This is a genomic window from Nocardia stercoris (genome assembly GCF_003696265.1).
Lineage (GTDB): Bacteria > Actinomycetota > Actinomycetes > Mycobacteriales > Mycobacteriaceae > Nocardia > Nocardia stercoris.
This window is the reverse complement of record NZ_RFFH01000016.1, coordinates 95,756-108,396: the sequence shown is the minus strand read 5'-3', so window position 1 is coordinate 108,396 and position 12,641 is coordinate 95,756. Positions and strand designations below refer to the sequence as shown.

Sequence of the window (12,641 nt, the reverse complement as noted above, 5' to 3'; positions counted from 1 at the left end):
GGTCGGTTCCGGTGCCGGTGGCGCTACGGGTGACGGCCGCTTACGAGCAGGCAGGCGAGGTCTGGCCGAGGTTGGTCAGACCGGCGCAGGCCCAGCTCTTCTGCAGCTTCCACTTGCCGTCCTCGGCGACGAACGGAACCTGCAGCACGTTCGGCGCGCCACCGTTGATCACCGCGTTGGCGGTGGCGGTCAGCTGGTCACCCAGCGAGGTCACGTCGGTGACCGTGATGGTGGCGTTGTTCTGCTGGTAGGCCTCGGTCAGCTTCTTGATCATGTCGGGGTCCTTGGCCAGCGCGGCCTGGCCGCCCTCCAGGTACTCGACCTTGGTGCTGTCGGGGGTGTTCGGGTCCAGGACCTGCTGCAGTTCCTGGTTCAGCTCGGCCACCGACGGCACCGGAGGCGCGGTCACCGACGACCCGGATTCGGACGTCGTGCCCGCCGAGGTGGTCTTGGAAGCACCGGGCTTGTCGCCGCTACCGCAGGCCGACAGGCCGAGCGCCGCCACGACGGCGAGCGTGCCGACCGCAATGCGTCCGGTCATCTGAAGCTTCAAGGCTCGTCCTTTGCGTTCGAGTTGGTGTGTTCTCGTCACCCGCGGCTGCCGAACCTTCCGGCAGCACCGCGTGAGTCGCCTCACGCTACCCGCCGAAATTCAAAGAAGACTAAGGAGCGGGTCCGCCGGCGCGAGATTGCTGTCGTCGGCTGAGAACGTATACGCCGGACCGGGCCCTGTCGAGCGTGTCTCGAAACGAATTGTGACCCGGCCGTGGCCACTACCCTGCACCCAGCCGTGCCCGTACTCGGCGTGCGAGACGTCGCGACCCGGGTACCAGTACTCGGCGGTGTAGGACCGGGTGGCGGGCGGCAGTTCCGGTTCCGTGGCCGGTGGCGCGACGAGAACCGGTTCCGGCGAATCGGTTTCGCCGTCGGCGCCGGGCAGATCGCGGTCCAGCTCGGGGAACAGCGACTCCTGCCGGATCGTGGACAGCCCGCCGAATCCGACTCCGACCAGCCGGATCGCGCCCAGCACACCGGGGTCGACGGCCGAGCGCTGCGCGGCGGCGGTCAGCGTGGCGAGATCCTCGGTGGCGTAGGGCAGCGTGAACGACCGGGTGACGATCGACATGTCGGACTTCTTGAGCTTCAGTACGACGGTCCGCGCCGCGCGCCCGTCCTCGGCCAGGCGGCGGTGCGCGGCGCCGGCCATCGCGGCGATCGCGGGGCGCAACTGGGCCATGGTGAGAATGTCACGCTCGTAGGTGGTTTCGGCGCTGATCTGCTTGGCCTCGGCACGCTCGGCCACCGCCCGGTCGTCGATGCCCAGGGCCAGACGATGCAGTGCCGCACCGATACTCCCGCCGAGCAGTGACACCGCCTCGAATTCCGGCAGCGCGGCGAACGCGCCGACGGTCTCGATGCCGACCGATCGCAGCCGGCCCTCCGCCACCGGCCCGATCCCCCACAACTTGCGGACCGGTAGCGCGGCCAGCAACTCCCGTTGTTCGGCGGGCGAGATGACCCGGATACCGTCGGGTTTGGCGAGCCCGGAACCGATCTTGGCCAGCTGTTTGCCGGTGCCGGCGCCGATCGACGCGACCAGGCCGGTCCGCTCCCGCACCAGGGCCCGCAGTTCGGCACAGAATTCGCCGACCTCGGCCACCGTGGCGCCGGCCAGTTCGGCCGGCTCGCCGAACGCCTCGTCGAACGACAGCGTCTCCAGCACCGGAATGCGGGACCGCAGCGCGTCGAACACCGCCGCGCTGAGCTCGCCGTACACCACGCCACGCGGCGGCACCACCACCGCCGACGCGCCGACCAGGCGCCGGGCCTGGTGCATCGGCATGGCGGACCGGGCGCCGAAGACCCGCGCCTCGTAGCTGGCGCCGGCGACCACGCCGCGGGCGCCGGTGCCGCCCACCAGGACCGGCCGCCCACGCAGGGTCGGCCGGGTGAGCTGTTCGGCCGAGGCGAAGAACGCGTCCATATCGATGTGCAGCACCCAGCGGCGCGCGCGAACCGCCGCATCCGGCCGCGAATCTGTGCGGTTGCTGTCGGATTCCTGTGCGTCCGCGAGCGCGCCGCGGCGCCGCGCCGGGTGCCCACCCGGCGCGGCCGCAGGCCTGTGAACAGGCGAGATCCCGGAATTTGCCGGCTCCCGGACGGTGTCCATACTCGGCAATCTACGCGGCGCCACCGACAACAAGCGCCCAGCAGAGTCGGCCCGATATGGGATGCTCGGTACATGACCATCCGCAAAGCAGTGATTCCCGCGGCCGGCATCGGGTCCCGGCTGCTGCCGCTGACCAAGGCGATCCCGAAAGAGATGCTGCCGGTCGGCGACAAGCCGGTCATCGAACACACTGTCCGCGAATTGGTCGAGTCGGGTGTCACCGACATCACCATCGTGGTCAGCGGTGGAAAGTCTCTGATCCAGGACCACTTCCGCCCGAACCCGGCGCTCGTCGAACAGTTGCGCGCCGACGGCAAGGACGCCTACGCCGACGCGGTGGAGGAGGTCGGCGAGCTCGGCCGTCTCGGCCACATCACCTATCTGGACCAGCACGGCCCGTACGGCAACGGCACGCCGGTGCTCAACGCGGCCCGGCACCTGGACGACGAGCCGATGCTGGTGCTGTGGCCCGATGACGTCTTCGTTGCAGAGGTGCCGCGCGCCCAGCAGCTGGTCGACGCCTACAACCGCACCGGCGCACCGGTTCTGGCGCTCATGCCGATGGAACCGGCCGACTCCACCCGCTACGGCGTCCCGGTCGTCGAGGAGTCCCACTCCGACGGCCTGATGCGGATCAGCGGCCTGGTCGAGAAGCCGAAGCCGGAGGACGCGCCGTCCTCGTTCGCGGCCATCGGCGGCTACGTCGTGACGCCCGGCATCATCGAGCATCTGCGCGAGCAGGTCGACACCTGGTACACCCACCGCACCGGCGAGGTGTACCTGACCGACGCCATCAACGTGTTCGCCGCCGCGAATCCGGTGTTCGGCCAGGTGATCCGGGGCCGCTGGTACGACACCGGTAACCCCGCCGACTATCTCGTCGCGCAGTTCGCCTCGGCGCTGTCGCATCCGCAGTACGGGCCGCGGTTGCGCGGGCTGTGTGAGTGAACCCGCCGCTCAGGATGCGTTGAACCGCATCAGATATGCGGCGAAGGTGGCAATGTCGGCGTCGTCCCACCGGTGCAGGTGGTCGGTGAAGGCGGTCAGCCGTGCCTGTTCGGCCTCCTTGGCCGCTTGCCGGCCGGCCGGGGTGGCGCGCAGCGTGTAGTTGCGCCGATTGGCCGGATCCACCTCGCGCACCAGATAGCCGAGCTTTTCCAGCGCCGCCACCTGTCGGCTGACCGTCGACTTGTCCAGCGCGAAGTGCTCGGCGATATCCACCGACAGGCAGCCGTCGCGTTCGATCACCAGATCGAGAATGCTGGCCGAGACCAGCGACAGCAGTGGATAGAGTTCGGCCGCCCGGCCGCGTGCCCGCCGGGAGAAGGCGGTGAGTTCCCGCTGTATGGATTGGATCGCCGCGCGACGGGATGTGACCGATGACCCTGTATTCATAGTTGCATCTTACAACCAAATGGTTGTAGAGTTCAACGATCAGACAGTTGCATTTACCAACTATGGAGCCGCAGTCATGCCGGTCAAAGCTCAATTACGCTCGGTCGCCGTCCACCTGCTCACGCCGCTGCTGATGTGCCTGGGCATGGGCCTGGCCTACCTCGGCGCGTTCCACCAGCCGCAGCCCAACCACCTGCAGGTGGCGATCGTCGGCACCGATCCGCAGGCGAAGGTGCTGGCTCAGTCGCTCAAGGACAGCGCCGGCAGCGCACTGGACGTCATCACGGTTCCCGACCGCGACGCCGCCGTCGACCGCATCGGCCGGCTCGACCTGGCGGGCGCCTTCGTCCCGGACGCGCAGCAGCCGGAACTCGTAGTGAACAAGGCCGCCTCCGAAGCCACCGAAGCCGCCGTGGAAACGGTGTTCCACGAGGTCACCGCGCAGCAGAACGTGCCGCTGCGGGTCACCGACCTCGCGAATCTGCCCGCCGGCGACCCGACCGGTCAGAGCCTGTTCTTCCTCATGATCATGCTGAGCATCGGCGGCTACGCGAGCGTCGCGGTGATCGGCGCCGCCGGCGCGGGACTGCCGATGCGGATCCGGGCCCTGATCGGACTGGCCACCTCGTTCGTGGTGAGCGTGATTGCCATAGCCGTGGCCGTTCCCGTCTACCACATCATCGATCACGACTACCTGCAGATCTGGGCGCTGGGCTGGTTGTACGCCGCCGGGATCCTGGCGATCGGGATAGGGCTGCACACCTTCCTGCAGCGCTGGACCACCCTGTCGCTCATGGGGTTGTTCGTCATGCTGAACTTCACCTCGGCGGGCGGGGTCTACCGCCCCGAGCTGCTGAACGGCTTCTTCGGCAGCCTGCACAGCTTCTGGAACGGCGCGGGTTTCCTCGAGGGCGCGCGCAGCCTGCTGTACTTCGGCGGCACCGGATTCGGCGGCCGCCTGGCGAGCCTGGTGGTCTGGCTGTTCGTCGGCCTCGTCGTGCTGGCCGTGGCGGCGGCGGCCGAGCGGCGCGGCACCGGCGCACACCACCACACCGGACCCGCCCCCGCGCCGAAACCGTTGCCGGACAACGCGGTCAGTGAGGCCGAGGCGGAGACCGAGATGGCGGAGGCGGTCGGCGTCTGACACCGGGAATCGTGGCACCGCGACGACAAGGGCGGCCGGCCTGCGCCGACCGCCCTTGCGTCCGTGTCGCCGTTCTCAGAAGAAGCGGCGGATCGCGTAGATGTCGAAATTCTTCAGCGGTGTGGTGACGACGCCGACACCGTAGTCGTAGGCGTTGAGAACCTGCCCGAGGCCGATGTAGATGCCCTCGTGCGAGCCGTCGTCGTTGAGTACCACCACATCCCCGGGCATCATCGACATGAACGGCACCGCGCTACCGGCGGCGGCCTGCTGCCAGGTGGTGCGCGGCAACGCGATTCCCACCATCCGGTACGCCCACTGCACCAGACCCGAGCAGTCCCAGGCGTTGGGTCCGGTGCCGCCCCACTCGTAGGGCTTGCCGACCTGGGTCGCGGCGATGGCGGCGGCGGCGACTCCGCGCGCACTGGGAACCGGCAGCAGCGCCATCAGGTTCGCGCTCCCCGACATCAGCCCGGTCCCGGAACCGCTGTCGGAACCGGATCCCAGCGAGGCGACGTCGAGCCCGGCGATCTCCGTTGCCCGGACCATCGGCGCGGACGCCTTGTGCCACGGTGTCGGCGCCTCCGCCACACATCGCACGCCGAGTTCCGAGGGAATCGCCGGCTTCGGCTGTGCGGCAGCCGGATTCACGCCCGGCTGGGGCACGGCCGCCGGCGCCACGCCGGCACCCGCCGAATCACCGGTCCCCGCCTGCACGATGTTCCCGCGCGGGACCGTGATGCCGGGCGCCACCGGAGTCGTGGGCGTGACCGGCGGACTCGCCGCGGCCCCGGGCGCCATCGGCACATCCGACGCGGCGGGCAGCCGGACTGCCGGCGCATTCGGTGCGACCGGCTCGGCATCCGCTGCCGCCGGGGCGGCCTGCGCTGCCTGCCCGGACGACCCGGCCCCGGGCGCAGGCGTACCGGTGAGCCCCTGCGCAGGCCCGCTCGGAGCAGCCAAACCCGGCACCGCACCGGGCGCAGCGGAAGGCGACGGCGTGGCAGCGGGTTTGGGTGCGCCGGGACCCGCCAGACCCGGAACCACACCAGGCGCAGCCAAACCCGGCACCGCACCGGGCGCAGCGGAAGGCGACGGCGTGGCAGCAGGCGCGCCAGGACCGGCCAGCCCTGGCACCACACCAGGCACAGCAGACGGTTGCGACGTCGCAGCAGGCGCAGGCGCCACGGGGACTGCCGGCGCCGGAACCGCACCGGCGGATGGTTCCGATGTTGCAGCGAGGCCGGGTGCGCCAGGACCCGACAGGCCCGCGGCGGCGCCGGAGTGCGCGGGAGCGGCGGGGGCCGGGGCCATCGCCGAGGGTGCGGGGGGTGCCGGCGGCGGTGGCGGTCCGACGGGTCCGAGAGCCAGTGGCGGCACGCTCGGGGCGGCCGGGCCGGCGGCCGGGCAACCGGCGTTCCCGTCCGGTCCCGGTGCGGCGGCGCGTAGCTGCGGCGGCACACCCGAATCCGGGGCGGTGGCCGACGGCGTTGCGGGCGCTGGTGCGGCGACGGCGGGTGCGGCCGCGGTCAGCGCGGTCGCGGCGACCGCGCACACCAGCGGGCCTAGTCGGGACAGGGAGCGGCGAAACGACGTGCTCGTCATATTCTCTGTTCCTTCGGTGTGAGCACGCCTCCGTGGCGACCAGCCCGGATGACCGCTTCCCCACGGACATCTGCACCGAGCCGACTTACCCGGAAGCGCGTTTAAACGTGCTATGGCAGCCGGTTGGACCGACGAGTGGAACAAACAACATCAGGACGATTTGCCGTGATTCAGCTGTTGTACCCGTTTTCACTCCAGCCACACAAGACCGATTGGTATGTTGAGACCCACCCGAGACACTGGGCACTCGCATAACAGCAGTCCCACGCGTTACGCGCCAGGAACAAGAGACGCCCGGCGGGCCGGTCACCGATTTCTCGGCCACCAGCCCACCGGGCGCTGAATATTTGCCGGATTCACACGAATCCGGTCCCGGTCACGCCTTCGTGATCGCCACCCGGACGCCGCCGGTGATCTCGGCGGCCGCCGCACCCGCCTCGCCGAAGGTCAGCGTGGTGGCCAGCACCTCCCCCGCGATCAGGTCGCGGTGGGTCTCCGCCCAGCCCTTGCGCTCGGCCGGCACCTCCAGCACCACAGTGATGCGGTCGGACACCTCCAGGCCCAGCGACTTACGGGTCTCCTGCAGGTCGCGGATCACGTCGCGTGCCCAGCCCTCGGCCTCCAGCTCCTCGGTGACCTCCGAGTTCAACACCACCAGACCGGCATTGCCGGGCAGGGCCGCCGTGGACTCGGGCTCGGCGGCGACCAGCCGCTGGGTGTACTCCTCGGGCAGCAGCTCGACCCCGGCCGCCCGCACGACACCGTCGGCGTCCTCGGACCATTCCCCGGCCTTGACCGCCTTGATCACGGTCTGCACGTTCTTGCCCAGGCGCGGACCGGCCGCCCGCGCGTTGACCGCCAGCTCGAAGCGGCCGTGCGCGGCGACGTCGGTGGTCAGGTCGACTTTCTTGACGTTCACCTCGTCGGCGACGATCGCGGCGAACGGCGCCAGCCGCTGCGCGTCGGCCGCGGCGATGGTGACCTCCGCCAGCGGCAGCCGCACCCGCAGGTTCTTCGCCTTGCGCAGGCTCAGCACCGTCGAGCAGACCGAACGCACCTCGTCCATCGCCGACACCAGCTCGGCGTCGTGCGGCAGCGCGTCGGCGGCCGGCCAGTCGGCCAGGTGCACCGACCGCTCCCCGGTCAGCCCACGCCAGATCACCTCGGAGATCAGCGGCAACAGCGGCGCGGACAGCCGGGTGGTCACCTCGAGCACCGTGTGCAGGGTGTCGATGGCGTCGCGGTCCTCGCTCCAGAACCGCGAACGCGACCGGCGCACATACCAATTGGTGAGCGCGTCGGCGAAGGTGCGCAGCTGGTCGCAGGCCGTGGCGATGTCGTAGACCTCGAGCGCCTCGGTCATGGCGTCGCGGGTCTCGGCCAGCTTGGCCAGGATGTAACGGTCGAGCACGTGGGCCGAATCCGTGCGCCACACACCGGGTTCGGTGGCGTAGAGCTGCAGGAAGGTCCACGCGTTCCACAGCGGACGCAGCGCCTGCGAAACCCCTTCGCGGATACCGCGTTCGGTGACGATCAGGTTGCCACCGCGCAGCACCGGCGAGGCCATCAGGAACCAGCGCATGGCGTCGGAGCCGTCGCGGTCGAAGACCTCGTTGACGTCGGGGTAGTTGCCCTTCGACTTCGACATCTTCAGCCCGTCCTCGCCGAGCACGATGCCGTGCGCGACAACGGATTTGAATGCCGGCCGGTCGAACAACGCGGTCGAGAGCACGTGCAGGTTGTAGAACCAGCCGCGGGTCTGCCCGTTGTACTCGACGATGAAGTCACCCGGATTGTGCGGCGCCACATCGGAAGTGCCCTCGAACCACTCCTTGTTCTCGAACGGGTAGTGCACCTGCGCGTAGGGCATCGACCCGGACTCGAACCAGCAGTCCAGCACCTCGGGCACGCGCCGCATCATCGACTTCCCGGTCGGGTCATCGGGATTCGGCCGAACCAGCTCGTCGATCTCAGGCCGGTGCAGGTTGGTCGGCCGCACGCCGAAGTCCTGCTCCAGCTGATCCAGCGAGCCGTAGACGTCGATCCGCGGGTACTCCGGGTCGTCGGACATCCAGACCGGGATCGGCGCGCCCCAGAAGCGATTACGGCTGATGTTCCAGTCGCGGGCGTTCTCCAGCCACTTGCCGAACTGGCCGTCGCGGATGTGCTCGGGCACCCAGGTGATCTGCTTGTTCAGCTCGACCATCCGGTCCTTGAACTTGGTCACCGCCACGAACCAGGACGGCACCGCCATGTAGATCAGCGGCTGTCCGGACCGCCAGCTGTGCGGATACGAGTGCTCGATCGTCTCGTGCCGCAGCAGTTTTCCGGCGGCCTTGAGGTCCTTGATGATGACCGGGTTGGCGTCGAAGACCATCAGGCCCTCGTACGGCGGCACCATCGAGGTGAACTTGCCGCCCTGGTCCAGCGGCTGCACCAGCTCGATGCCCGCCTCGACACAGGTCGCCATGTCCTCCTCACCGAAGGCCGGCGCCTGATGCACTACGCCGGTACCGGATTCGGTGGTGACGTAGTCCGCGCTCAGGACGCGGAATGCGCCCGGGTGGCCGCGGAAGAAGTCGAACGGCGGCTGGTAGCCCAGGCCTACCAGTGCGGCACCGGCGAATTCACCGAGGACCTCGAGACCCTCACCGTCGGTACCGAGTTCGCGCGCGTAATTCGAAACCCGTTCGGCCGCCAGCACATACCGCTTGCCGTCCTTGCCCCGCACATGCACATAGTTGATGTCGGGGTTGACCGCGATCGCGAGGTTGGACGGCAGCGTCCACGGCGTGGTGGTCCAGATCAGCGCGTTGGCGCCGTCGAGCGCGGCCAGCGGGTGGTCGGCCGGCACGACGAGCGGCATATCGACGGTGACCGCCGGGTCCTGCCGCATCCGGTAGGCGTCGTCGAGGCGCGCCTCCTGGTTGGACAGCGGGGTCTGCTCGTACCAGCTGTAGGGCAGCACCCGGAAGCCCTGGTAGACCAGGCCCTTGTCGTACAACGACTTGAACGCCCACATGACCGACTCCATGAAGTCGAGGTCCAGGGTTTTGTAATCGTTGTCGAAATCGACCCAGCGGGCCTGCCGCGTGACATAAGTGCGCCACTCGCCGGTATAGCGCAGCACCGAGGACTTACATGCGGCATTGAATTCCGCCAGGCCCATCGATTCGATCTGGGATTTGTCGGTGATTCCCAATTGCTTCTCGGCCTCGATTTCGGCCGGAAGTCCGTGGGTGTCCCAGCCGAATCGGCGTTCGACTTTTTTCCCGCGCATCGTCTGGAAACGCGGGACCACATCTTTGACATAACCGGTGAGCAGATGACCGTAGTGCGGCAATCCGTTGGCGAAGGGCGGGCCGTCGTAGAAGACGAATTCCTCACTGCCCGTCCGGTTTTCGATGCTTGCCCGGAATGTGTCGTCCGATGCCCAGTAGTCGAGCACGTGCTGCTCGAGCGCCGGGAAAGCGGTGACCCCACCGGCCAGATCGGCCCGGGGGTACGCGGAAGCGTTGGTCGGATCAGCCATGCGGCTGCGTTCTCCTCGTGCCGGCGCGCTCGCGGCGCGCACCTGTCGGGCACGGGGACGAACCCGGCACGGATGCGCCGGAGCCGCGGTACCACCCCGCTTGCCCGGCGACCGCGGCGCATACACGCCGATGTCCACCGGACCTCTCGATACGAGCTGTGACGGGCTCACCCGTTCGGTTCTACTGAGCGCCGCGTAGACGCCGTTCTTCCGAAGGCTCCCCGGTGATTGCCGGATCGGTGCCTGTGATGTTCTCTGTCTCGATTGTAGCCAGCCCGGGCAAACCCATTACCGACCACCGGCCCGGCTCAGTGCCGGGCGTGCCGCCCAGGTCCGGGCGGGGAGTCGTCATCGACCTCGCGAGTCGACAACGCGCTCACCAACAGCAGCAACGCTCCGATCACACACACCACGATGCAGCCCCAAGCCCACAGCACCGAACCCGTTGTCACAGCGGCGACCAGCAGTACGAAACCGATCGCGGCCAACACCAGCGTCGAAACGAGCATGCACACCCCCTAGGTCAGTCCAGCGGCAGGGCCGGCCAGGTGTGGATATATCGAGCGGCGGTTACTTGCCACCCTTGGCGAAGGAAGCCGCGCCGTGCCCGCCGGCCGCGATGTCGGCGAACGCCTCGCCGCCGTCGACCGGGACCGCGGAGCCACGGTTCTCCAGCTCCTCGAGCTGGGATTCCAGGTAGGACTTCAGCCGCACCCGGTACTCGCGCTCGAAGGTCTTGAGCTGCTCGATGCGGCTCTCCAGCACCGTGCGCTGCTGGGTGATGGTCGACATGATCTCGGTGTGCTTGCGCTCGGCGGTCGCCTGCAGCTCGTCGGCCTTCTCCTTGGCCTGCCGCAGCTGTCCGTCGGACCGGTTCTGCGCGTCGTTCAGCAGCGCCTCCGCCTTCTGGCGGGCGTCGGTGATCATGGCCTCGGAGCGCGAGCGCGCGTCGGTCACCAGTCGCTCGGAGTTCGCCCGCGCGTTGGACAGCAACTGCTCGGCTTCCGACTTGGCGTCGGTGGTGAGCCGGTCGGCCATCTCCTGCGCGAGGCTCAACACCTTGGCGGCCTGCAGGTTCGCGTCCGCGCCCGCGGCCTTGTCCATCGGCATCGCCGGGGCAACGGGCACCGGCGCCGGCGGCGCGAGCGGCGCGACCTGAACCGTCTTCGGCGGTTCCGGTGCGGCGACCGGTTTCACGGCCTGCGCGCCGGGACGGACCTTCTTGGCGTCGGCCAGTTCGGCGTCCAGTTCCGCGACTCGCTGTCGCAGATCCGCGTTCTCCTCGATCAGGCGCGAGAGCTCCTGCTCGACCAGGTCGAGGAAGGCGTCGACCTCGTCCTCGTTGTAGCCGCGCTTCCCGATCGGCGGTTTGCTGAACGCGACGTTGTGCACATCGGCTGGGGTCAGCGGCATGGAAGGATCCCTTCACGCTTCGTACGGAGATCTAGCAGATCTAGCGAGCTAATCGTCTTCTCGGCCATTCTGTCACACCGGGGCCACAGGCTGCCCGAGCCTGCCGGTGATGGACATCAGAACGAAGATGATGAAAAGCAGGACCATAATCGAGAGGTCCAGGCGAATTCCTCCCAAGTTGACTGGAGGTATCAGGCGCCTCAGCAGTTTCACCGGCGGGTCCGTGACGGTGAAGATCGCCTCCAACACGACCGCCACCCAGCCACGTGGGTGCCAGTCACGCGCGAAGTTGCGGATGAACTCCACGACGATTCGCGCGATCAGCAGAAGCCAGAACAGGAACAGTGCGTAGTACAGCACCAGGAACAGGGCCACACTCTCCACTCTGCCCGAGAACCGGCCGCGTGTCATTGCGACGCACGGAACAGCGAGGTCGCTGCGGCGCATGTGAGCCAACGCTGCGCAAACACGTACGTAGACAACACACTCGGCAAATCGGTCGCCTACCAGCACCGTTTCGGCCGATGCCCGGGAACGCCGAAGGCCGTGTGCGCCGCGAGAAAAGCGGCACACACGGCCTTTCGGTCACGACTCACTGCTGATAGAAACCGGTCTCCGCGATCCGGCGGCGCTCCTCGGCCGAGACGTCGACGTCGGCCGGCGAGAGCAGGAACACCTTCGTGGCGACCTTGTCGAACGAACCCCGCAGCGCGAACGCCAGTCCGGCCGCGAAATCCACCAGCCGACGCGCATCGGCGTTGCTCATCTCGACCAGATCCATGATCACCGGGGTGCCGTCACGGAATCGCTCACCGATGATGGCCGCTTCCGCGTAGGTTCGCGGTCGCAGAGTGGTGATCTTGGACAAGGTGCCTCCGTCCTCGAGCGCCGACGGACGCCGGGCCGGTTCGACCCGTGCCCGCTGCTCCTCGAGCCGTCGCTCCTCCATCCTGCGCTCGGCCTCGGGATCCACGGCCAGCGCGCCACGCACCATCGACGGTCCGGCACCCAGGCCGCGCGACCGCACCGGGGGCGCGGAGTCGAGCCGAGTGGGACGGCGGGCCGGCTCGTAGCGGTCCTCGCCGTAGCCGTCGCCGGCGTAGTCGTCGCGGCGACTCGAACCGTAAGACGGCTGGTAGGCCGACTTGTACGCCGGTTCCGGGTATCCGGAGTCGTCGTACCCGTCGTCGAACCGGCCGGACCGGGCGGGCTCGTACCTGGGCTCTGCATAGTCGCGACGTCGCGAGCCGTGGTCCTGTGCACCCCGAGCTCCGCGGTCGTCGACGTAGTCATCTTCGTAGTCCTCGAGCGGAACCATCCCGAAGTACGCCTTGAACCTGTGCAGCGTGCTCATCTGGTCGACCTTCCTACGGCCCCACATG

General features: G+C 68.5%; 11 protein-coding genes. 2 read left to right on the top strand and 9 right to left on the bottom strand.

What is annotated here, in order from left to right; genetic code table 11:
• Positions 1 to 40: 40 nt before the first annotated feature.
• Together EBN03_RS27325 and EBN03_RS27320 are read right to left on the bottom strand one after the other, a co-directional pair.
• The gene (locus EBN03_RS27325; RefSeq protein ID WP_233608676.1) at positions 41 to 541 is read right to left on the bottom strand and encodes a hypothetical protein; all 501 of its coding nucleotides are present in this window, start codon (positions 539 to 541) and stop codon (positions 41 to 43) included.
• Positions 542 to 652: 111 nt separating this feature from the next.
• Entirely contained in the window at positions 653 to 1,984 is a 1,332-nt protein-coding gene (locus tag EBN03_RS27320) for a DNA polymerase IV (RefSeq protein WP_233608684.1), read from the bottom strand.
• A 258-nt stretch (positions 1,985 to 2,242) separates the two neighbouring features.
• On the opposite strand from EBN03_RS27320, the gene EBN03_RS27315 reads away from it, so the two are divergent.
• Positions 2,243 to 3,118, top strand: coding sequence for a UTP--glucose-1-phosphate uridylyltransferase (locus EBN03_RS27315; protein WP_122191007.1), 876 nt, complete (start codon positions 2,243 to 2,245; stop codon positions 3,116 to 3,118).
• 9 nt (positions 3,119 to 3,127) lie between these two features.
• Here the strand turns inward: EBN03_RS27315 and EBN03_RS27310 are convergent, their stop codons facing one another.
• Entirely contained in the window at positions 3,128 to 3,565 is a 438-nt protein-coding gene (locus tag EBN03_RS27310; protein ID WP_122191006.1) for a MarR family winged helix-turn-helix transcriptional regulator, read from the bottom strand.
• A 76-nt stretch (positions 3,566 to 3,641) separates the two neighbouring features.
• Between EBN03_RS27310 and EBN03_RS27305 the strand changes: the two genes are divergently transcribed.
• Entirely contained in the window at positions 3,642 to 4,709 is a 1,068-nt protein-coding gene (locus tag EBN03_RS27305) for a hypothetical protein (protein ID WP_122191005.1), read from the top strand.
• A 75-nt stretch (positions 4,710 to 4,784) separates the two neighbouring features.
• Here EBN03_RS27305 and EBN03_RS35710 read toward each other — a convergent pair whose 3' ends face one another.
• The 6 genes from EBN03_RS35710 to EBN03_RS27275 all read right to left on the bottom strand — a co-directional run bounded on the left by EBN03_RS35710 (position 4,785) and on the right by EBN03_RS27275 (position 12,613).
• Positions 4,785 to 5,672, bottom strand: coding sequence for an NlpC/P60 family protein (locus EBN03_RS35710; protein WP_325052099.1), 888 nt, complete (start codon positions 5,670 to 5,672; stop codon positions 4,785 to 4,787).
• Positions 5,673 to 6,690: 1,018 nt separating this feature from the next.
• Positions 6,691 to 9,846: an isoleucine--tRNA ligase gene (gene ileS / locus EBN03_RS27295; RefSeq protein ID WP_122191004.1), complete on the bottom strand. Its 3,156-nt coding sequence runs from the start codon at positions 9,844 to 9,846 to the stop codon at positions 6,691 to 6,693.
• 308 nt (positions 9,847 to 10,154) lie between these two features.
• Positions 10,155 to 10,355 (bottom strand): hypothetical protein, encoded by a 201-nt coding sequence (locus EBN03_RS27290; protein ID WP_122191003.1) that lies wholly within the window; start codon positions 10,353 to 10,355, stop codon positions 10,155 to 10,157.
• A gap of 61 nt (positions 10,356 to 10,416) precedes the next feature.
• Positions 10,417 to 11,259, bottom strand: a complete 843-nt coding sequence (gene wag31 / locus EBN03_RS27285; protein ID WP_122191002.1) for a DivIVA-like cell division protein Wag31 — start codon at positions 11,257 to 11,259, stop codon at positions 10,417 to 10,419.
• A gap of 72 nt (positions 11,260 to 11,331) precedes the next feature.
• A complete protein-coding gene (locus tag EBN03_RS27280) occupies positions 11,332 to 11,634 on the bottom strand; it encodes a YggT family protein (protein WP_122191053.1) in 303 nt (100 codons plus the stop codon).
• Positions 11,635 to 11,851: 217 nt separating this feature from the next.
• Complete coding sequence (locus EBN03_RS27275; protein ID WP_122191001.1) at positions 11,852 to 12,613, bottom strand: cell division protein SepF; 762 nt, start codon at positions 12,611 to 12,613, stop codon at positions 11,852 to 11,854.
• Positions 12,614 to 12,641: the final 28 nt, after the last annotated feature.

Excerpts from the sequence above, each read along its gene's own strand:
- EBN03_RS27325 (WP_233608676.1), bottom strand. The coding sequence starts at position 541 with ATGACCGGACGCATTGCGGTCGGCACGCTCGCCGTCGTGGCGGCGCTC.
- EBN03_RS27320 (WP_233608684.1), bottom strand. The coding sequence starts at position 1,984 with ATGGACGCGTTCTTCGCCTCGGCCGAACAGCTCACCCGGCCGACCCTG.
- EBN03_RS27315 (WP_122191007.1), top strand. The coding sequence starts at position 2,243 with ATGACCATCCGCAAAGCAGTGATTCCCGCGGCCGGCATCGGGTCCCGG.
- EBN03_RS27310 (WP_122191006.1), bottom strand. The coding sequence starts at position 3,565 with ATGAATACAGGGTCATCGGTCACATCCCGTCGCGCGGCGATCCAATCC.
- EBN03_RS27305 (WP_122191005.1), top strand. The coding sequence starts at position 3,642 with ATGCCGGTCAAAGCTCAATTACGCTCGGTCGCCGTCCACCTGCTCACG.
- ileS (WP_122191004.1), bottom strand. The coding sequence starts at position 9,846 with ATGGCTGATCCGACCAACGCTTCCGCGTACCCCCGGGCCGATCTGGCC.
- EBN03_RS27290 (WP_122191003.1), bottom strand. The coding sequence starts at position 10,355 with ATGCTCGTTTCGACGCTGGTGTTGGCCGCGATCGGTTTCGTACTGCTG.
- wag31 (WP_122191002.1), bottom strand. The coding sequence starts at position 11,259 with ATGCCGCTGACCCCAGCCGATGTGCACAACGTCGCGTTCAGCAAACCG.
- EBN03_RS27275 (WP_122191001.1), bottom strand. The coding sequence starts at position 12,613 with ATGAGCACGCTGCACAGGTTCAAGGCGTACTTCGGGATGGTTCCGCTC.